Consider the following 21,665-nt stretch of genomic DNA (forward strand, 5'->3'; position numbering starts at 1 on the left):
TTCTTGTTATTGACCATGCAAACTTAATATGAAATCTTGCAAATCAAAAAAACAAATTATTTACGGTATTAGGTTTAAAAAAAAAATGATTAACCTACTTTCGTTATAATATATACAAAAAACAATAAAAATATTGAAGTCCATATTTATATTGCTAATACTCTTCACTTCTCTGAATAGTTGTTATAAAAAAAAATATTATAACAATAAAACAAGTGAAGTTATATCGATTAGTAGTTATGATGCACCTAATTTCGATTCTTTTTCTATTTCTTTACCCGTAGGAAATATACTAATACTTACTGATTTCCCAGAAGTTATAAGTTTTGACAACAAAAAATTAAGTTCGACATTAGATTCTATATCAAATCATTTTGATAAAATCAGTTCTACAAAAGAATCAAAATGTTTAACCTCTAACATACCTATCGAATATCCATATTATGAAATAAAAGAACTATTAGAAGATTCCAAATCTGTTTCGTTTGAACATATTTTAAAACTTCCTCAAAAAAAGGGATTAGATATTTCTATTGAAAAAGTCTCTAAGAAATGTAATGATAATAGTAACTTGGAAATTCAATATTGTTTAGTGATAAAAAAACAAAACAAATTAATCAAACTTTATAATATTGGTTATACTTTATTTGGGGATTTAACAGAAACCTCTAAATATTGGTTTATCGACAATAACTATATCATTAACACAAGAACCGTAAGTAGTGTCTCTGGAAATGATGAATATTATGTTCATATGTTAAATAAGTTTACCCTAAATGATGAAGGGACTTTAATCAATTATTTTGAGAAATCTGATGGATCATATGAAAACAAATATGAAAAAGGTTTAATAAAAGATCATTTAAAACATGGATCTTGGGTAGAAAAAAAACCAAATTATGGTTATGTCAATTCAGAAACTTATGTTGAAGCCAAATATTCCAATGGAATTCCTGTTAAAAAATGGTATTATTATATGTTAGAAACTATTGAGGAGGTAAATGACGAAGGATACGTAATAAATACCATTACCAAAAAAACAGATAAACTTCTAATGACCGAAGAATATTCAGATAAAGGAGTTCTACTTAAAAGAGAAATTATTGGAAATAAGTAAATGAAAAACATATTACCTTTAATACTATGTATTTTATTTCTTAGTAGTTATACAACAAAGATAAGTTCTCAAGAAATTGATATAAGTATAATTAAAAAAGATAGTATTTCTTCAATTATAGAACAAGGTACTCTTTCGCATCAACAATCGGATATTGAGTATTTGTCAGAAATCATATTTATAAATAACAAATACCCATTACAAGGAGAAATAAATATTCTAAAACCTTTAATAAAAAAAGCTGATTCCATAAGAAAACAACAAGACGATTGTGGTTATGTTATAGAAGACTCCTATGAAATATGGAATTATCTAAATTGTGAAATTGAAGTATCAAAAACTGAATATGCATTCAGAGAAATAGATTTAAAATCTTCCAATTTTACCATTAAACATAAGAATGTTATTTTTTCAAAAAAATATACGCTGCTAAATTTTAAACAAGATTTCCCAGTATCTTTTAAGAAAAATAAGGATGACGAAAAAAACGGGATTACTACAATTCATATGATGACACATCCTTTATCTGATGATCTTTATATATTTACATTTCGAAACGAAAAACTAGTGGAGCTTCGTTATTTCTTTCCATGTTAATGTTTCATAACGAATAAGAAAATACTATTCAAGTAGAAAAACTATTATATCAATTCGAAAACAATTATCTAACAGGAGTTTATTAATCTTATGAAAAGACTTAAAACATTCATTTTGCTCATTTCTATCGTTACTGTAACCTTATCTTTTGGACAAGAGAAGTTTAATTATAAGTTTTTAAATGATTATTCTACAAAAGAAGTTCCACTAGAAGAAAAAACGAAATTAGATCAGAACGCACCGACGAATCACATTACATTAATTCAAAAAAAAGCACTTCATTTTGATAAAATCACAGAAGATTGGGAGCGATTAGATTGTGGTGTTCTTTATAGTATTGATCTATCCGAGAATTATAAAACTTGGGTTGTTTATTATTATTGGGGCGAAGAACTTCATACCACCCTTGTAAATTACGATTTAGAATATAACTTTATCGATTCAGAAGAACTTGCATTGGATGAAAATGCAGAAGGATGGACTTTATCAGAAAGTACTATTACCCGACACCGTATTCACAGAATGGATGCATTATATATCGAACCAGAACAGATAGAATACATAAATTTTATTTTTAAAGATACAGGTGAAATTGTTAGTGAAAAAGAATATTACAATGGAGACATCCCAGATACCTGTATTCATTATTTTGATCCATTAGCAGTAAAATATGTACAAGCATTAAATGGGCTTAATATCAGAGATGAAAATGGAAACAAAATTGGAAAATTACTGTATGGAGAAAAAGTAAATATTATAAAATATACCAATAAAGAATTATCTGTAAATGATAATGGAAAAATCATAAATGGCTCTATAGTAGAAATATGTAATTATGAATCTGGTTACAACAAAAGAAGATATGTTTTTGATGGATACCTTGTTGATGATACAGATTTAAAATTATATAATACTCAATTATGTTCTAATACACATATAGAGGATGATAAGGCTCCTTTTAATAGTGGAGAGAAGGTTTGTTTAGATGACACTTATTCCATTGTTTTAGATAAATCATACGATAGTATCCCAACTAGTTTTATCAATAAGAATAATGACGTAATAATAGAAAAAGGAGAAATAACTCTACCGTTAACAAATGGGAAGAAAAAAACATTCGTTAATAACACAAAATACTTAGAGAGCACGGAATCTTATGAATATATCGGATTTTTAGAATCATTCAATTACCACTTAATAACAGGAAGTTATTTTGAAGAAGGAGATTTCTTTTTTGTTGATCAAAATAATGGAGAAATAAAAACTAGGTTCCCAAATTACCCACATATTTCGCCAGACAAAAAAACTATAATTTGTTTTTATTTTAATCCGTATAATCATCGTTCTGAGTTTTTCATTTATACAATAGACAATAAGAATCAAATTACTTTAAAACGTATAATAGAAATAGTTTATTGGGGACAAAATATGGAGAACACAGAAATTCTCTGGACTTCTAATCTCTCTTTTCTAGTAAAAGCAACTCCTATAGCCACGATGTGGGAAAGCTCAGGGAATTATAATAAATCCTATCAGAATATACATATTAGAATACATAAATAAAAAACTTAATATAACATTTTATTCCAATAATCTTAGAGGTTCTAGTCTGTCCAAAATAGAATCCCCGCTTCCCTTCCATAAATTTCTATCACACACCTATAAAACATTTTCTAATGTATAGGGGTAACAATTACACTATAGATTGTATATAAAGTAGAACGTACAAAATAAAGGGGGAAAACAACCCATTTTTGTGTAAGAAAACGTAAATATAACGTTGCTAACTATAAGATTTTTAAAATTTTAAGTATTTTTATAAGAGAATAGTTAGGTACTATTTTTGATAGTTTTTACGCAATTCGAATATACATTCTTTCCCCAAATCGTTCGAACTGTTAACTATCACTATAAATCGTATACTAATAGTTGACTAAACAATGAATTTTTAGCATTAGGGCATTTTACAAAACTGGAAATAAGGAAAATCATGGCACTGCAATCAAACACACAAATTTTTATCGGAGGATCTCCTATAAAAGCCTATAAAAGACTAATGTTACATCAAGAAATTGATGCACATCATGCGTTAGAACTTTTATGTCGAATGGATGTATTAGAAACTATCGCAGGAGAAATTGCCTCGGAAAGCAAAAATTATCTTGGCGAAATTCTAACCGTAAAAGTATCCTCTTTAGATACTGTAAACGGATATAAAGAATTAGAGTTTAAAGGTATTGTTACCTCAGTAAGTAATACAAAAGGATTTCATCAACAAAGCGGTGATCTAGTTTCTATAAAAGCACATTCTTGCAGCATTATTACGGATGATGGTCCACATTATGACTCTCATAGTGATGTTGGACTTTCTGAAATATTGGATAAAACTTTTCAGGGATATGATAAGTCTAAACTTGATACTAATATTAGTCCTCAAAACTCAGAAAGTCTTCATTATAGCGTACAGCATAATGAGAGCGCTTTCAAATATGCTAGTAGATTAGCTGCCCAGTACAGCGAATGGTTTTTTTATGATGGTAGTAAACTAGTATTCGGAAAACCCGAAGATAAAGAAGCAACAGAACTAAATTACGGCCATGATTTACAAGAATTCTCTTTAAATCTCAATCCTACTCCTAATAATTTTAAATATTTTACGAATGATTACCTAACCGATGAGCAGCACGAAATGGCTACTGCTCAAATAAATTCTGGTGTCAATGGATTTAATGGTTTTACAAGTCAAAAAAGTGAGGCAATCTTTGCTAAAGAAACAAGCATCTACGTAAACTCATATTATGATCCGCAATTAAAAAAACGACTAGACAAACACGTAGAGCAACAAAAGAAAGCAACAGAAGTAAGACAAGTTGAAATACATGGAGTAAGTGATAATCCTGGTGTAAATCTTGGTCAAGTTGTAAAAATAAAAGGAGAAAACTCTGATTATGGAAGTTTTAGAATTATAAGTGTATCTCATAATTCTACGGAAAATGGAAAGTATCAAAATCGTTTTGTAGGAGTAACTGCTGATTTAGATGTCTATCCTAATACTAATATGATGGCATTTCCAAAGAGTGAATCACAAGTAGCTACTGTAATGGATAATGCCGATCCAGAAGGAATGAGTCGAATAAAAGTTCAGTTTCCATGGCAAAAAGCAACCGGAGAAGAAACCCCATGGCTTCGTGTTTTAACTCCGCATGCAGGAGGTGGTAAAGGTTTTCAATTTACACCTGAAAAAGATGAAGAAGTTATCGTAGGTTTTGAAGGAGGTAATGCAGAAAGACCTTATGTAATGGGAGCTCTTTTTACAGGAAGTAGCAATGCAGGTGATTGGAAAACTGAAAAGAATGATATCAAAGCGATCAAAACTCGAGGTGGTCATACACTATCCTTCTCTGATGAAGACGGAAAAGAAACCATTACGATAACTGACAAAAATGGAAATTCTATCATCTTAGACACTTCCAAAAAAGAAATAAACATCAGTGCTCCAGAAAAAATTAATTTTTCGTCTAAAGAAATTAATATTAATGCATCGGAGACCGTAAATATTGACGGTACAAATAAGGTAAATGTTAAGTCCAAAGAAATCCTTAATGATGGTAGTGCTAAAGTTACTATCAATAGTGGAGCTAAAGTTGAAGTCGGAGCACCTAGTACTTTGGTAGAAGGAAAAGCAGAACTAAAGCTTACTAGTAAAGGAATGACGGATATTGATGGTACTGCAATGACTAATGTAAAAGGAGGTTTGTTAAATCTAAATTGTGGGTAATATATCATGAATAATGAGCATAATCCCATAGCGCAATTAATTACCACAATTCAACAAAAATGGATTGATGAGGTAAGTCCGCACAATCATATTCAATTGGTGCGATGGTTAATCAAACCTGATCAAGCTAGACTATATGAAGGTTTTCTAAGATTAGAATCTACTCCAAATGGAGGACTTCCCGATGTTCCAATTGTGCTGCTTACAGCTTTCGAAACAAAAGAAACTCACAGCAGAAAATTAATAGAAGATTGGATTGAAACTTTTAAAAAAGACGAAAAATTACAACAAGAACTAAAAGTTAGGAACTTAAAATTCAATTGGAATATTACAGACTATGAGGCAAAACTAGAGAATGAGAATACTGATTCTAATATTTTATTATTGGAGATGCTCAGTACTTTTCAAAAAGCAATGCCTAACCCTCAACTACATTTAACTTTATCGCTTTATCCCTACTCTATAGAAGACACTAAGGATTATGGTAAATGGATTGACAATCTTATACAATTAGGGATACCCGATAAAGTGAGACTTATGTTTTTTGATTATGTAGAAGAAAGGCATTTTGATCAACTTATAAAAACACATCAGGATGTTTCTAAATCTTTAGCTGTGCCCATTGATTTACAAGGTGCTATTAACAAAATAGCAGCAGCGGGGGATCCAAATGATCCAGAAGTTCAATTTAGACAATGCATGATAGAAATGTCCAAAAGTGTAACTAAAAAAAATCTCCCACGACTTCATAATTGGGGTAAAAAAGGATTAATGGTTACTCAGAAATCTGGAAGTAAATCTGCCTTTGCTACTGCTCATGTCATATATGCTGGAATGCTTTTCAATTTCAAAGAATATCAAACTATTGAAGAACTACTACAAAAAGGTCTGGCTATAGCAAAACAAGGTCTATCTGTAGGTGATGATACTTGTAAGCCAATTATTGTGCAAAATTATGGGTATCAAGCAAGTTGTAAGCAATTACAAAAACAAAAAGACACAGCAGCAGATTTATTTTGTAAACAAGCACAGATGTCTATTGAATATGGTTTTGGTCCACAAGCATTGACAGCATGGTGGTTGGGATATAATGTCATAAAAAAAAGAGACAAGAAACGCTATACAGCTATTATTACTGAGGCATACCAATATGGAGTAACACTGCCAACAGAGCTAATAAAATCTACGTGTATGGCATATATCGCAGCGGATTATTATAACAATTGCGAAAAAAACAGAAATACTGAAGAATGTGAATCTATTGATCTCTTTATGAAAGAAATTGAAGGAGAAGAATGGAGAGAACAAGTAGAAACACATCGTAAAGAAATGGAGAAAAAAAGTCTTTCAATTTTAAACTGGTTCTAGATATGTTATTAGCAAGTAAACACTTTACTCCTGTCATCGGAATTGATATACATATCATAATCGTTCCGCCTGGAGTTCCTATTCCAATTCCTCATCCATACATAGGTATGGTTATTGATCCTATGGATTATGTTCCTATTATTGGATCTACCGTAAATGTAAACTGTGTTCCCAAAGGAAATAGTGGAACAGCAGGAATGATCGGAACAGTAGTTCATATACCTATGGGAGGTCCGTTTGCAATGGCTCCGATGATTGGTCACGATTCTATGAACTTTTTTGGAAGCACAAAAGTAAGCGCAGAAGATGCCTATTTTACTCCTGCAGGATATATGACAATGACATGTAATGACATCGGGATGCCGTTGTCATTGACTCCTGGAAAAAAGATGAAACCAATTCCTAGTTTGTATCTACCATCGTCAATGAGTGTTCCTTTACCAATGGGAAAGCCTGTTAATGTTGGAGGACCCTACGCTCCAGATTTGATGGGAATGCTAATGGCTTTAGTGATGTCATACGGTTTTGGAGCTCTTATGAAAGGAGCTGGAAAAGGATTGACCAAATTAAATCATAAAGTATTAAAGAAATTTCCTGCCACACAAGGTCTTAGTAAAAAAATGTGTAAAATGGGATTCGAACCGGTTGACCTAATTACAGGTCGTATGGTATATGAAGGAGAAGATTTTAGCATTGCTGGACAAATACCTATTCGTTGGGAACGAAATTGGTATTCAGATTCTGGATATGAAGGAATGATGGGACATGGAATGCATTGCAATTATGATCTCTCATTACACGTTGATTATGATGAGGATTCCATTGTAATGCGATTACCAGATGGAAGAATAACTTCTTTCCCAATGTTGCTTACAGAAAATGAAACTTCTTATAACAGAACGGAAAAACTAACACTTACCTTTATTGATGGAAGCACCTATGAAGTTATTGACAATGAATCACAACAAACATATACATTTAAGAAATATACGGATACATTATACAAACCGACAAGTTTAAAAAATCCTGAAGGTTTTGAAATTCAATTCATTTATAACGCTGTTTATAAATTAGAACAAATCATCGATACTGCTGGCAGAAGAATTGATTTAGATCTAAATGAAGAAAACAAAATAACTAAAGTTTCCGCTACGCATCAGGGAGAAACCAGAACGCTAGTAAAATATTCTTATAATGAAGAAGGAGATTTAATTGAAATCATTGACGCATTAGATCAAAAAACGGTGATGGAATATGAAAATCACCTAATGATAAAGAAAACTGATCGTAATGGTCAGGCATTCTATTGGGAATATGACGGAAAAAAAACTGGTGCTAAATGTATTAGAACCTGGGGAGATGGAGGCATATTATCAGGAACAATTGAATATAACCAAGGGTATAATGTAATTACCAATTCACTAGATCAAGAGAGTATCTATTACTTTAACAATCAAAATCTTTGTACACAAGTTACCGATCCAATGGGAGATCATATTTTCCATGAATATACGCCATATATGGAACCCTATCGGGATATTGATGAAGAAGGAAATATAACAGGATATAGTTATGACGAACGTGGAAATCTAACCGGGTTACATCAGCCAGATGGTTCTGTAATTGGATTTGTTTACGACAAAAAAGATAGATTGGTTCTTACCAAAGACCCAGTTGGAGGATCTGTAGTAAAAACTTTTGAAAATGACCGTCTACACGCTGTAATTGGATTAGATGGAGGCGTTACTTCTTTTGAGTACAATAATAAAGGGTTAATTCAGGAAGTAAGAGATAATGCAGGGAATAGAACTTTTCTAAATTATGATGAAGATCATAACCTAAATAAATTAACACTACCTAATAATGCTGAATCTACTTGGGAATATGACCCTTGGGGAAGATGTTTACATACCAAAAATTCTGAAGACCATCAACAACAATTCTTTTATGATGAATTAGACCGTATTTATCAAATACGACAAGCAGATAATAATCTTATTAAATTAAAGTATAATGCCTATGATGAGGTAATCCAGACCATAGATCAAAAGAAACGAGAAGTTAATTTTGACTACACTCCTATGGGAAGTCTCAAAATGAGAGAAGAAAATAGTAGAAAAGTTTACTTTAAATATGATACAGAAGAACAACTGAATACCATTACCAATGAGCACAATGAATATTATCGTTTTTCTAGAAATGAAAAAGGAGAAATTATTAGAGAAATTGGTTTTGATGGACTTACCCGAAAATATGATCGGGACCGAGCAGGAAAAGTATTAAAAGTAAATAGACCCGATGATAAATACACGGAGTACGAATATGATTTTAACGGTAGAATTACAAGAGCAGAATACAGCGATGGTACATGGGAAACCTATAGTTATGATCTTAACGGTAATCTGATTGAAGCTGTAAATGAAAATAGTCGTGTGCAACTCATACGAGATACTGCAGGACGCATAATCGCTGAAAATCAAGACGGACACCTGGTAGAAAGTGAATACGACTCTTTAAGCAACCGAACCAACATTACAAGTAGTCTTGGAGCCAATATTGCGTTGACAAGAAATAAACTTGGATTGGTAGAAAAAATAAATGCTAGCAATCTATCTCAAACTGAAGAATCAACGAAAGCTTGGAATGCACAATTTGCACACAATAGCTTAGGAATGGAAGTAGAAAGAATGCTTCCTGGTGGTATCATTAATCATATCGAATATGATCAAGCGGGCAGACCAATACAACACAAAGTAACGGCTACCAATAAAGAAATGCGTCATCGCACCTATACCTGGAACGTAAATGATCGACTGACCAAAATGGTAGATCAATTAACCAATGGAACTGTAGCCTATAGTTATGACGAGTTCAATAATTTGGCAGGAGCACGATATGAAAACAAACAGTTTGACTATAAACTACCAGACGAAGTAGGTAATTTATACAGAACCGAGGGTAAAGGAGATCGAAAATATGGAACTGGAGGACAATTACTGGAAGCCAATGGAAATAAGTTTAAGTACGATGCCGAAGGAAATCTAATCACCAAAATCAGTGCCACTGGCACATTTGAATATTCTTGGTACGGCAACGGAATGCTACGATCAGTTACTGATCCAAAAAATAGCACTACTGAATTTGAATACGACGCACTTGGTCGTCGTACAGCTAAGATCACGGATGTCAGCCTGAGCCTGTCGAAGGCCAATAAGCAAATAACAAGATTCGTCTGGGATGGCAACGTACCTCTCCATGAATGGAAATATGATCTCAATCAAAGACCCGAATTAGTAGTAGATGAATATGGTATGCTCAAAGAAAGTAAACCAGAACCTATTGAAAATTTAATTACTTGGGTATTTGATGAAGGCACTTTTAAACCTGCTGCTAAGATAACAGCAGAAGACTCCTACTCTATCATAACGGATTACCTAGGTACTCCTGTAGAGATGTATAATAGTAAAGGAGAAAAAACCTGGCAAGTAGAGTATGATATTTATGGAAAAGTACGTAAACTTGTAAAAGGTTCATTGAATGATTGTCCGTTTAGATATCCAGGTCAGTATGAAGATATCGAAACAGGTTTATATTATAATCGATTTAGATATTATTCGGCTGATGAAGGAGTGTATTTAAGTCAAGATCCGATGGGTCTGAAAGGAGGCAATAAAAATCATTATTCATACGTAAGAGACACTAATTCTTGGATTGATATTTTTGGTTTGGCCGAGCAAGGTAGAGATGCTCAAGGAAAATTTTTACCAAAGAATCCTGGAGATTCTGTACCTGGTAGTGATGCAGCTGCTGATGTTGTAAAAGATTTTGAATCTGATCCAAAATATGATGTTCTTGGAGAAGAAATATCTTTCAAAGATCAAGATACAGGACAGCGCAGAAGATATGATATCGTAGTTCAAGATGTAGATACTGGAGAAATAATTGGTGTTGAAGTCAAAAATTCGCAAACGGCATCATATGGAAAAGCTCAAAAAACTTTTGACGGAAAAGTTAATAGCGGGAATCACAATATAGTTCCAACTGGTAATAAAGCAAAAGTAGCCGGAGTAGATGGAATCGATAAAGTAACAGTAATAAGATGTAATTAAGCATGAATGAACTTTTAGAAGCCGTAAAAGATAAAGTAGGCCTTTTTTTAATAGATAAAGGATATACAAAAAGAGGTAAAAACGATTTTATTAAGAAAGAAAAACTTCATAAAAGAGAAGAAGTGATTTCCTTTTCTTCCAGAAAAGGAAGAGCTCCACATACAGATCAAACATATATAGGTGTCACATCGGGTATTTATTATAAGGAAGTGAATTCTTTAGACAAAAAGATAATTCAGGATTTTCTAAATTCGTATCCTATAATTACTGGATCTATCGGTCACTTTAAAGATACGGATAACAACTTTATTTCAATCCCTATTAATAATTCGGATCAAGTAGAAAGTGTTGCCAATGAAATTATTGAAAATATTAAAGATGGTGGTTTTAATTTATTCAACAAGTTTCCAACACTAGAAAGTATTTTAAAAGAAATTGACAACAAACATGAATGGCTTAATGATTACCATAAGTTTAAAAAAATAAGACGCCAAGTACGAATTTCTGCAATGCATCTTCTTGTTACTGATAAAAGTACTGCTATACAATGGTTTAAAGAAAACTCGCTAGATACTGAAAAATCAAAACCAGAAATCATAAAAAAAATGGAAGCTAGTTGGTAGTTTAAGACATGATAACCTACAAGAAAATTGAAAAAAAAATATTTTCAGCTACAGCTAAAGGCAACAACATAAAAATTATCCAAGATTAATAGTTTTTTTGAGATAAATATTCAGAAATAAAATATGCCAAAGCAAAAAAAATAAAATTAGAAAACGGTGATATTTTAAGTATTAATTTAGGTAATAATGAATATGCATTTGCAAGAGTATTATCTAAACTAAGCATAGGTCATTGCATAGAGATCTTTAATCATATTGGTGATAACCCGAATGAATATTTAAATATAAATTATGATTCTAGACTTCTTCAACCTCAAATTATTGATTCCCATTCTCTGTTTTGGCTTGGTAAAGAGGGCGATTGGGATGTAAAAGATAAAAATAAGAACTTCATACCTCCTGAAAATGAAACGACTAAATTTGAATATGGAGATCAAAGTAATCCTACTTTAATAGATATCTTTGGTAATAAAGAAGAAAAAGATAGTACCGATGATAATAGATATCCACCATATATTCCGAAAGGTGATATTCAGATCAAAAAAATAATTAAGTTTTGGAGAGCAAAGAAAAGTTGATATCACTAGAACTATTATTTAGATTATATTTTTAATTTATTTAAATAAAAAAGACGTTTTACAAGTATCATTTCTTAATCCAATATCGATGTAGTATATTTAGAATTCTAATTGACCAACAATGAAAAATTTTAAAATCTATTACATCCATATTTTTTTTATTTGCTCTTCTTTTTCACTAATAGCTCAAGATACTACTACAGAATATATTGAAACCGAGGCGGTAATCCAAGAAATTAATTTCAAAGTTAGATCTAGAAGATCTTCTGCAACTGCCAAAGTTGCTTATAAAACTTTAGAAGGTGATAGTCTCACAAGTACCGTAAAACTAATGCATATCCCGTTTATAGGTCCATTAGACAATGAAGGAGATACAATTAAAATTTTATATAATAAAGAAACACCACTCCTACTCACTACCAAAAGTAATTCCTTTTGGCAATCTTATGGATTATACATACTTATACTGATCGGAGTAATTATTCTAATTTATAGATTTATAAAAAGACCTAAATAAGTACCTCTTTATATATCAATACTCCCATATTAATTATAAAAAAAACAATAATTAAAAACCTACAAAAAAATTGCAATTCGATATAAAGAAGTCTAAAGCTTCTTTATATAAATCATTTTTGTAACTTTAAAAAGCTAATCACCTACATTATTTATGGCATTTACGGGACAAGAATTTGTTACTTTGACAGAAAAAACAATGCTTTATCTTATTATTATGGATAAAGAAGGAAACGTACATTATGCCAATAAACGCTGTGAAGCATTGTTTCAGTTACCTAATGATCAAATAATAGGGTCATCGATTAGAGATTATATTATCGATGAAGAAGAAAGTAAATTTGAAGAAATTATATCTAAATGCTGTAACCTTAAATCTCCGCAGAACTATACATTTAGATTTTCTCCTAAGTCAAATACAGGAATACTTACTCTTAAATTTGATTTCATTCTCTATGAAGATCTTATTTATGCTTCTGGAATTGATATTACTGAGGAGAATAAAGAACACTATTCGCTTATTTCATTATCAAAATTAACTAAAACTGGTGCTTGGTATTATAACCCCATTAGTGAAGAAATGTTTTTTTCTAAAGAATGTTACAACTTACATGACTTAGAACCGGGGACTCCTATTACAATGGAAAAAGCAATAAGTTATTATCGACCAGAATCAAGACCAAAAATTTGGAAGTTTCTTGAAGATCTAATCAACAAAAAACCAACAGATTACACAGAAAAAATAATTACCGAAAAAGGTACAGAAAAATGGATTAGAGTATTAGGAGAACCTATTATTCATAATGATAAAGTAGTTTTTATTAATGGAAGTTTTGCAGATATAACAGAACGACAGAATTATCTAGAAAAATTAAAATATAACGAAGAAACTAAACGTCTAGCATTAAAAGGTATACGTTCTGGTTTATTTGATCATCACTTTGATATAAATGCTACATATTATAGTACGGATTTTAAAAAAATGTTAGGTTTACCACTAGATAAAGATTTTATATCAACTGATTTATTACAAAAATTAATTCATCCAGATGATATAGAAGATTCTATTGAGCGACATATAGAGGGCTTAAAAAAAACGGGGAATCATTATTTTAATCATTATAGAATAAAAAATAAAAAGGGAGATTATAGATATTACGAAATCCACGGATACCGGAAAAAGGATAAAAACAACAAAACGACCAGAATGATAGGTAACCTTATCGATGTTCATCAAAGAAAACTAAACGAGCATACGATAACAGAAAATCATAGTAGATTATTAGCTATGATCAATAATGGTTTTGCTTATACCATTTTATTAAATACTTCGGGGGAAATATTAATGGCAGATCAAGATTCTTTAAAAATTATAAAAAGAGATTTTAACGTAGATCCAACAAAAGAACCTACTCTTTTTATAGAAGTAATGCCTGTAAATTTTAAAACTACATTTTTTCACGAATTTAATGAAGCTTTAAAAGGCAATATTGTAAAAAAAGAAATAGAAAGAACCACATATAAAGGGGCGTCTCAATGGCTAGAATCCAAATACACTCCTATTAAAGATGGAGAAAATAAAGTAAATTCTATCTTAGTTAGTTTTCACGATATAACGGAGCAAAAAACTGCAGAAATTGCTAGAAAAGAAGCTCACATAAAAGAACAGGAATTAAGTAATCTAAAATCTAACATTCTATCCAATTTTAGTCACGAAATAAGAACACCACTTAATGGAATTGTTACGATAAGTAATATCTTATTATCAGGTGAAGAAAACCCTGAAGAGCGAAAAAAATTGAGTGCATATCTTGATGAAAGTAAAGAAAGGCTTCTTGCAACGATAAACAACTTATCCCATTTTAGTGAAATAGAAACAATTCAGAAAAATCTAAATTACGTAGAAGTCGACATGAATTATACCATAGAGACTTCTTATAGAGAGTATCGACATTTTGCCAACTCTAAAAATCTAAATTACGTTCTAAAACTTGATGAAAATTGTCCATCTGCTTCTATAGATGAAGATATTTTTCGAACTGCTATAAACAATATCATTCATAACGCTATTAAATATACGGATAAGGGAAAGGTATTAGTTAAAGTAGAAGGACAAGAAGAAAAAATAAAAATTACAATAAAGGATTCTGGAATTGGTATCGGAAAAGACAGTCTAAAAAAGATATTCGATCCTTTTATACAGGAAAGTATTGGTCTGAGTAGAAAATACGAAGGAACCGGAATTGGTTTAAGTTTATCAAAAAGATATATTGAAATCCTTGGAGGAAAAATAAAAGTTATAAGTAAATTGAATCAGGGAACAAAATTCATTATTACAATCCCAAAAAATATATGAATATACTTTACGTAGAAGACAATAAAATTAATGCAATGGTTATGAATCGGATGTTATCTAAAAACTCATCTAATGTAATTATTGCAGAAAATGGTCCGATAGCTTTAAAGATGGTTAATGAATCTACCCTCGATCTAATTCTAGTAGATATAAACCTTGGTCTAAACCAAATGGATGGATGCGAACTATTAAAACGTTTTAAAAAGTTAGATGTACTAGAGAATATCCCTATATACGCAGTCACTGCATACGCCATGCCAGGTGATGCTCAAAAATTCATCAAAATAGGCTTTGATAAATACTTCTCTAAACCTGTTAATTTCGATAAACTTTTATCTGCTATTTCAAAAGTAAAATCAAAAATTAAATAAAAAAAGAGCACTAATAATTATTAGTGCTCTTTTTTTATTTAATTATAGTTATAACTATTGCTGTTCATAATCAGAATCCCAATCGGTACCATCATCACCTTTCTGTCCATCCATTTTTATCATAAAGTTTTTAGCTGGGAAATAAGGTTTCATGTGTATATCTAAATATACTCTATCCTTTTGGTTCGGATCTTGTTCGAAACGCTTAATCGAAAAATCTTCAATTAATTGATCTGGACCTGTAATTCCATCTAAGAATTTAACGATCTGTCCCATCAACTCCTTACGTGTTCTTGCATTAAAGTTTTCGAAAGCTCTTCTATTTAAGAAGTCCATTAATACTTTGGTAACATAATCAAATACCCTAACAACAGAATATGTCTGTAATCCTAAGTTATCTCCGTTAAATAAGGTTTTAGCAGAAAACGCCATTACTTTTCCATACTCATTAACCATAGGAACTAATCCCAATTTCTCTAACTGTGCAATCTCACTTTTCTTTAGGTCAAATCGAACACCATCTACCTCATTAATCCCACCATGTTTCTTACCCGCAGCAACCTGAGACATCAATGTTCTATATACCTGTCCTGCTAACGCACTAGAAGGTGGTACAAAAAGATCGTCTTCTTCTCCTACTTCATCATGTTTTCCTCTTCCTACTAACCAGTTACAAGCCATCATAACATTAGACCTGTATTTATCTCCACCAGTAAGATTAGCAGCTTCAAACATTTCCATAACATCATCTGGCTCATCAAGATGTTCGAAATCAGTAATCATCATTACCTTGTTCTCATGAGCAATCTTAGCCCATTTTTCTACTACTTTGTTAGATCCTAAGTAACCAGGTATTACTAAAATACCATAATTATCTCTTAAATCAAGACGGTCATACCCTTGAACTAATTCTTCTTGGATTGCATCAATAAATCTAGTATTGTCTAGATCTTTTAACTGCTCCAATTCAGCATTCATGATATTAATATTCTTAACTTTTTGAGATTCTGTATTCTTAAAGAATAAAGCCACAGATCTATATGATTGTTCTAGTTCTCTAGTCTGCTCTAATGCTGCACCTAAGTTTTTCTCCAAAGATTTTCCAGCAATTTCAGAACGTTTTTCTGATTCTTCAACCATTTCAGAGATATCATCTGATGATGATAAAACATCTCTCCAAATTTCTAACGTTTTTTGAAGTTTAGCTCTTTCTAACTTTTTGGTTGATTCTGTAAGAAAAATCTTTTTACGGGCCTTACGATCTGGGTTCATGTTCTGAACATCATCGATACACGCTTCTAAAAGATCAAAACCGCCATATCTAGCTAACTTTTCTTCGTTTATTTTTAATTCCTTTGCTGGATTTTCTATTTTAACACTCTCTTGAGCTTGTTTTCCTGCTGCCATGTGATTTATGTGTCTTTATCTTTTAACCTTGCTGTAATTCTGCTAATAATGATTCGATTGATCTTATCAACGCTTGTTTTGCATCTGGATCTGCTAAAGCAGTTTTTAAGATCTTATTGGATTTAAGTTGTTTCACCACCTTCAAATACTGATCCTTTTCAGTATCTAAATCATTTAAAAATTTACTCTGATCTATAATTCCTTTTTTTCCGAAATTACCTAAATGGCTAAATTTCAAAGTTTCTTTGCTTTCTACTCCATCCGCATCTTCAAACTCTACCTCTACTTCGGGCTTATAATTTTCAAATACATGATCAATAGATGTCAAACCGTTTACAATCTGCGGCTTAATAGGCTGATCTTGAGTTAATTTCTGAACAAGAAGTGTTTTATTTTGTCCGATTTCCAATATAGCTTCACTAGCATCGGTTTTTACCTCTGTTCCTCCTAATCCATATGTGTTATTGCTCATATTTTCTCTAAATAATGATTGTGAATTATAAATATACTAATTTTATTGCAGGATATGGTTCTTTATTCATAGGACCATTCCATTTTTTCATCTTTTATATCAAGACTGACTTTACTCCCTTTACCTATCTTACCCGTAATCAACATTTTAGACAAAGGACCTCTTAAATCATTTCTAATAACTCCTCTTAAAGGTCTCGCCCCATATTTGGGGGTAAATCCCTTATAAGCTAAATATTCTTGTGCAGCCTCTGTAAGCTCTAATGTTACTTCTTGCTTATTAAGGGCTTTGTGTAAATCTTTTAATTGAATATTAAAAATCTTTACTACATTCTCTTTTGTAATCGGTGCAAAAGGAACAATTTCTGTTAACCTTCCTAAAAACTCTGGTCTAAAATGTCTAGACATCAATTCTAATAGATCTGATGATTTAGGAATTTCTCCATCTGTAAATGATTTTACAACGTGCTCACTCCCAATATTAGAAGTAAATAAAATAACAGCATTAGAAAAATCTCCTGTTTTACCTAATCGATCATTCAACTTTCCTTCATCCAAAATTTGAAGAAAAATGTCAAAAACTGATGGATGTGCTTTTTCTATTTCATCAAAAAGTACGATAGAATATGGTTTTTGTCTTATTTTATTTACTAACAACCCTCCTTCTTCATATCCTACATATCCTGGAGGAGCTCCATATAATAGTGCGGCAGAGTGTTCTTCTTTAAATTCAGACATATCAAACCTAATAATAGCATCTTCAGTCTGAAAAAGAAACTCAGCAAGAGATTTTGCTAATTCCGTTTTACCTGTACCTGTAGGACCTGTAAAGAAAAAAGAACCTGTCGGAAGTCCCGGTTTACTCAAGCCCGATCTCGATTCCAGTACCGCTTCAGAAATTGTTTTGATTGCATGATCTTGTCCAATCACTCTTTTCTTTAGATGATCTTCCATATTAAGTAACCTTTCTTTTTCATCAGCCTGAAGTTTTCCTACTGGAATTCCGGTTTTATTTGCAATTGTGGCAGAAACATCATTTTTATCTATAAAGGTTTTCTCTTCTGAAGCTTTCTTAAAAAATTGATCCAAAATGGAAACAATTTTTGTTTTATAATTATCAAATGTTTCTTCTCCAAGAACCATTTCATCCTCTCCAAGTTCATTAAACAAAAGATAACTAAACTTACTTTTTAGATTATTGTAGATCCAACTTACTGCATTTACTTTATCGGCTTCCTCGGATTTCTTCTCTCCTATATCTTTTACATCTTTTAGTAAAGACTCTACATTATTTGCTGTTGTCTCGATCATATATCTAGAAGCCGACATTGTTCTATCTATAAGATCTATAGCAGCATCGGGTAGACTTCTATCTTTATTAAATCGTTTAGAAAGTCTAATAGCTTCTGCAATCGTTTCATCTATAATGTCTAAACTATGGTGTTCTTTATACTTATTAATAGTATTAGAAATCATGGTTAGTGCATCTTCTTCTGAAGGTTCGTCTAGCGCAACAACCTCAAACCTCCTAGTAAGTCCTTCGTCGGTTTCGATATGTTTTCTAAAGGCGTCATTTGTAGCAGTAACTATGAACGTAACTTCTCCTTTTGCTAATTCAGATTTTAAAATGTTTACCAACCCTTGGTTCCCACTATTTTTATCTGTCAAATTATTAATCTCATCAATTAATAAGATAGGTTTATCATATTCTTTTAATGCGACTAAAATCTTTTTAAAACGATCCTCTACTTCACTTTTATAACTTGCTCCAGAAACAAGGTTAATAAAATCTAACTCATAAATTTGAGCATCTTGCAAACCATCAGGCACATTCCCATTCACAACAGCCTCTGAAAAACCATCCAAAAGAACCGTTTTTCCAACACCAGGTTCACCTGTTATCAATACATTTGGTTTAGAATGTCTTCCTAAGATCTCGGTAATCATCTTTACCTCCGCATCTCTTCCAAAAACATCATCCAATTGTTTATTTTTTGCAGCAAAAGTTTTATCAAAACAATATTCATCTAGTATTCCTGAATCACCTTTTTGCACTTGAGAAGTTGTTGATCCACCATTAGTAGAAACTGCTTTTCCACCACCAGTCTTCCCTTGGGTTGCTGCTATTAAAATTTCATCAGCCTTAAGCGGTAGTGTCTTTAATTGTTCATAAGAAAATCCTACACCTGGAGTACACAAAGCAATTAAAACTGCATGAGGCGTTATTTCATCCTTACCCAATTTAAGTTTTAGGGTATCCGCTTCATTAAAAACTGCTTCTATAGATTTATCTCCTTGAACAGCATCCGGAATATTTACAACTCTTGGTAATGCCTCAATTCTAACTTCTGACCATTCTTCATAATAATATATATCGCCATCAATCTGATTAAAAAAATCTTTTAATCCTACATCTTTGTGTAAAAGAGCTTTCAATAAATGTGCAGCATTGTATTCATCATTATGATACTCTTTTGCAATTGATTGTGCTATGTGAATCGCATTATCAACCTTTGATGATAATGTATAATCTAGTATTTGCATGAAGTTGGTTTTTCGTAAAGTAAATAAATAACCTAATAATTAGCAAAAAATTATCAAATTGCTGAAAATAAAATTCGATTTTTATGCATTATGAGTGATTTTTCCCTCAAAAAGTAAAAAATACTTTAGCTTAACCAAAAATATAATTAAATATCGATTATACCTACCTAGTATCTGGGTAAAAGACCCCCCTGTTTTCAGGTAAAAAATTAAAAATCTTTAACGGATCTGAGAAAATCTAATTCCAAGGTTTTTTTCTAAATCTCTAATCACTTTTAATTCTTGCTTTACTATAAGCGCTAATGATAACCCCGTTTTTCCTGCCCTTGCAGTTCTGCCACTTCTATGCGTATAATATTCTATTTGATCTGGCAACTGATAATGCACTACAAATGCTAAATCTGCTACATCAATTCCTCTAGCAGCTACATCGGTAGATACCAATAATTCTAAAGTAGCTTTCTTAAATGCACGCATTACTTTATCCCTATCTTTTTGAGTCATATCACCTTCTAGTAAGCCGACTTCATAATTTTTTGCTATAAGCTGTTTAGATAACTTACGAGCCGCAGCTTTCGTTTTAGTAAAAATTATTCCTCTTTGATTCTTATGAGATTTAAGAAAATAAGTAAGTGTATCTAATTTATTTACTTCTTCTCCAACTACAAAATGATGATCAATACCTTTATTAACAGCGTCATTTTTATCAATTGACACTCTTACAGCATCCTTGTCAACATAAGAATTAATAATTTCATTTAATCCTGATGGCATTGTAGCAGAAAAAAGCCATACATTTCTATATCCCTTAGTTTTACTCAAAATAGTAGTAAGATCCTTTTTGAATCCCATACTCAACATCTCATCAGCTTCGTCTAATACGATCGTTTTGATTTTGGAAATATCAACTGCTTTCCTTTCAATTAAATCAATTAATCTACCAGGAGTTGCAACCACAATATGGGTTGGCCTTTTTAATCTCGATAATTGAATTTCTATTTTTTCTCCACCATATACAGATTCTGTAAAAATTTTATCAGTATACTTAGTGAATTTAAAAAGCTGTTTTGCAATTTGTTGACCTAGTTCTCTTGTAGGTGCTAAGATTAATGCCTGAACTTCTTTTTTCTGGGAGTCTATAGTAGTTAATAAAGGAATACCAAAGGCGGCTGTTTTACCAGTTCCAGTCTGAGCTTTACCAATAAAGTCTACTTTATTATTGATAAGTACAGGTATCGATTGCTCTTGAATTTTTGTAGGTACTATTATTCCCATTTCTTTAAGACCTTTATTTAGATCTTTGGGAACACCTAATTCTGAAAATTTCATCCTCTATTTTTTATAGTGCAAAAATAGATGAATAAATTCATTGCCCAACTAAAACAATCAATAGATAAAATTAATTAGATGATTAGCAAGATATTTTCATGAAGTAATCGAATAATTGTCTTCTTAAAGTTAATCCTTTTTTATGAAAGTGCGATTCGTGCATACAAAAACCACCGGAACAATTAACGTCTGCACCTTCATCCGGAGATATAATATCCATAAGAGAAATACTTTCGGAATGGAATTCATTATGATCATTATGAGTCAAGTGATCATGATTACAATTTTCGTAAGAAAAAACTTTCTCACTCTGTTCGATTATATTTTTTTGATGAATTGAAAAATCAAAAGTAGTTATACTGCCACTAAACTGGCCTATAGTTTCTTTTAAAACATCCTCCTGTGCCTGAATAATAAAAGAAAACAATACAAAAACAAATAATAAAGCGGGGCGTAATAGTTTAGTCATATGTATATTTTTTGGCTTATTAATACAAATTC

General features: G+C 31.5%; 16 protein-coding genes. 11 read left to right on the plus strand and 5 right to left on the minus strand.

Annotated features, from left to right (window positions below; translation table 11 throughout):
- The first annotated feature begins 133 nt into the window (after positions 1-133).
- The 11 genes from J8L88_RS16450 (at position 134) to J8L88_RS16500 (ending at position 15,413) form a co-directional block, all read left to right on the plus strand.
- Positions 134-1,117, plus strand: coding sequence for a hypothetical protein (locus tag J8L88_RS16450; RefSeq protein ID WP_211061297.1), 984 nt, complete (start codon positions 134-136; stop codon positions 1,115-1,117).
- On the plus strand, positions 1,118-1,714 hold the full coding sequence (locus J8L88_RS16455; RefSeq protein WP_211061298.1) for a hypothetical protein: 597 nt from the start codon (positions 1,118-1,120) through the stop codon (positions 1,712-1,714). It begins immediately after the preceding gene.
- A 90-nt stretch (positions 1,715-1,804) separates the two neighbouring features.
- Positions 1,805-3,277 carry an SH3 domain-containing protein gene (locus J8L88_RS16460; protein WP_211061299.1) on the plus strand — a complete coding sequence of 491 codons (1,473 nt, stop codon included), beginning with the start codon at positions 1,805-1,807 and terminating at the stop codon, positions 3,275-3,277.
- A 427-nt stretch (positions 3,278-3,704) separates the two neighbouring features.
- Positions 3,705-5,492 carry a type VI secretion system Vgr family protein gene (locus J8L88_RS16465; protein WP_211061300.1) on the plus strand — a complete coding sequence of 596 codons (1,788 nt, stop codon included), beginning with the start codon at positions 3,705-3,707 and terminating at the stop codon, positions 5,490-5,492.
- Positions 5,493-5,498: 6 nt separating this feature from the next.
- Positions 5,499-6,860 (plus strand): hypothetical protein, encoded by a 1,362-nt coding sequence (locus J8L88_RS16470; RefSeq protein ID WP_211061301.1) that lies wholly within the window; start codon positions 5,499-5,501, stop codon positions 6,858-6,860.
- Between the two features lie 2 nt (positions 6,861-6,862).
- Positions 6,863-10,969 carry a DUF6531 domain-containing protein gene (locus tag J8L88_RS16475; RefSeq protein ID WP_211061302.1) on the plus strand — a complete coding sequence of 1,369 codons (4,107 nt, stop codon included), beginning with the start codon at positions 6,863-6,865 and terminating at the stop codon, positions 10,967-10,969.
- 2 nt (positions 10,970-10,971) lie between these two features.
- Positions 10,972-11,592, plus strand: coding sequence for a hypothetical protein (locus tag J8L88_RS16480; RefSeq protein WP_211061303.1), 621 nt, complete (start codon positions 10,972-10,974; stop codon positions 11,590-11,592).
- 161 nt (positions 11,593-11,753) lie between these two features.
- Complete coding sequence (locus J8L88_RS23790) at positions 11,754-12,170, plus strand: Imm26 family immunity protein (protein ID WP_371813682.1); 417 nt, start codon at positions 11,754-11,756, stop codon at positions 12,168-12,170.
- A gap of 121 nt (positions 12,171-12,291) precedes the next feature.
- Positions 12,292-12,687 (plus strand): hypothetical protein, encoded by a 396-nt coding sequence (locus tag J8L88_RS16490; protein WP_118386559.1) that lies wholly within the window; start codon positions 12,292-12,294, stop codon positions 12,685-12,687.
- 153 nt (positions 12,688-12,840) lie between these two features.
- A complete protein-coding gene (locus J8L88_RS16495; protein WP_211061304.1) occupies positions 12,841-15,042 on the plus strand; it encodes a PAS domain S-box protein in 2,202 nt (733 codons plus the stop codon).
- Positions 15,039-15,413 (plus strand): response regulator, encoded by a 375-nt coding sequence (locus J8L88_RS16500; RefSeq protein ID WP_035085140.1) that lies wholly within the window; start codon positions 15,039-15,041, stop codon positions 15,411-15,413. Before J8L88_RS16495 ends, J8L88_RS16500 begins: the two co-directional genes overlap by 4 nt.
- Before the next feature lie 54 nt (positions 15,414-15,467).
- On the opposite strand, the gene J8L88_RS16505 is transcribed toward J8L88_RS16500, so the two are convergent.
- The 5 genes from J8L88_RS16505 to J8L88_RS16525 all read right to left on the minus strand — a co-directional run bounded on the left by J8L88_RS16505 (position 15,468) and on the right by J8L88_RS16525 (position 21,633).
- Positions 15,468-16,820: a DUF5458 family protein gene (locus tag J8L88_RS16505; protein ID WP_027392912.1), complete on the minus strand. Its 1,353-nt coding sequence runs from the start codon at positions 16,818-16,820 to the stop codon at positions 15,468-15,470.
- A gap of 22 nt (positions 16,821-16,842) precedes the next feature.
- The gene (locus tag J8L88_RS16510) at positions 16,843-17,292 is read right to left on the minus strand and encodes a hypothetical protein (protein ID WP_027392913.1); all 450 of its coding nucleotides are present in this window, start codon (positions 17,290-17,292) and stop codon (positions 16,843-16,845) included.
- 62 nt (positions 17,293-17,354) lie between these two features.
- Complete coding sequence (locus J8L88_RS16515) at positions 17,355-19,835, minus strand: ATP-dependent Clp protease ATP-binding subunit (protein WP_247666501.1); 2,481 nt, start codon at positions 19,833-19,835, stop codon at positions 17,355-17,357.
- A gap of 219 nt (positions 19,836-20,054) precedes the next feature.
- Positions 20,055-21,164, minus strand: a complete 1,110-nt coding sequence (locus J8L88_RS16520; protein WP_027392915.1) for a DEAD/DEAH box helicase — start codon at positions 21,162-21,164, stop codon at positions 20,055-20,057.
- Between the two features lie 82 nt (positions 21,165-21,246).
- Positions 21,247-21,633, minus strand: a complete 387-nt coding sequence (locus tag J8L88_RS16525) for a hypothetical protein (protein WP_027392916.1) — start codon at positions 21,631-21,633, stop codon at positions 21,247-21,249.
- Between the last annotated feature and the right edge of the window lie 32 nt (positions 21,634-21,665).

The sequence above is a fragment of the Aquimarina sp. MMG015 genome, from assembly GCF_018100855.1.
Classification (GTDB): Bacteria; Bacteroidota; Bacteroidia; order Flavobacteriales; family Flavobacteriaceae; genus Aquimarina; species Aquimarina latercula.

Coding starts and splice junctions, on each gene's coding strand:
- J8L88_RS16455 (WP_211061298.1), top strand. CDS start 1,118: ATGAAAAACATATTACCTTTAATACTATGTATTTTATTTCTTAGTAGT.
- J8L88_RS16460 (WP_211061299.1), top strand. CDS start 1,805: ATGAAAAGACTTAAAACATTCATTTTGCTCATTTCTATCGTTACTGTA.
- J8L88_RS16465 (WP_211061300.1), top strand. CDS start 3,705: ATGGCACTGCAATCAAACACACAAATTTTTATCGGAGGATCTCCTATA.
- J8L88_RS16470 (WP_211061301.1), top strand. CDS start 5,499: ATGAATAATGAGCATAATCCCATAGCGCAATTAATTACCACAATTCAA.
- J8L88_RS16475 (WP_211061302.1), top strand. CDS start 6,863: ATGTTATTAGCAAGTAAACACTTTACTCCTGTCATCGGAATTGATATA.
- J8L88_RS16480 (WP_211061303.1), top strand. CDS start 10,972: ATGAATGAACTTTTAGAAGCCGTAAAAGATAAAGTAGGCCTTTTTTTA.
- J8L88_RS16490 (WP_118386559.1), top strand. CDS start 12,292: ATGAAAAATTTTAAAATCTATTACATCCATATTTTTTTTATTTGCTCT.
- J8L88_RS16495 (WP_211061304.1), top strand. CDS start 12,841: ATGGCATTTACGGGACAAGAATTTGTTACTTTGACAGAAAAAACAATG.
- J8L88_RS16500 (WP_035085140.1), top strand. CDS start 15,039: ATGAATATACTTTACGTAGAAGACAATAAAATTAATGCAATGGTTATG.
- J8L88_RS16505 (WP_027392912.1), bottom strand. CDS start 16,820: ATGGCAGCAGGAAAACAAGCTCAAGAGAGTGTTAAAATAGAAAATCCA.
- J8L88_RS16510 (WP_027392913.1), bottom strand. CDS start 17,292: ATGAGCAATAACACATATGGATTAGGAGGAACAGAGGTAAAAACCGAT.
- J8L88_RS16515 (WP_247666501.1), bottom strand. CDS start 19,835: ATGCAAATACTAGATTATACATTATCATCAAAGGTTGATAATGCGATT.
- J8L88_RS16520 (WP_027392915.1), bottom strand. CDS start 21,164: ATGAAATTTTCAGAATTAGGTGTTCCCAAAGATCTAAATAAAGGTCTT.
- J8L88_RS16525 (WP_027392916.1), bottom strand. CDS start 21,633: ATGACTAAACTATTACGCCCCGCTTTATTATTTGTTTTTGTATTGTTT.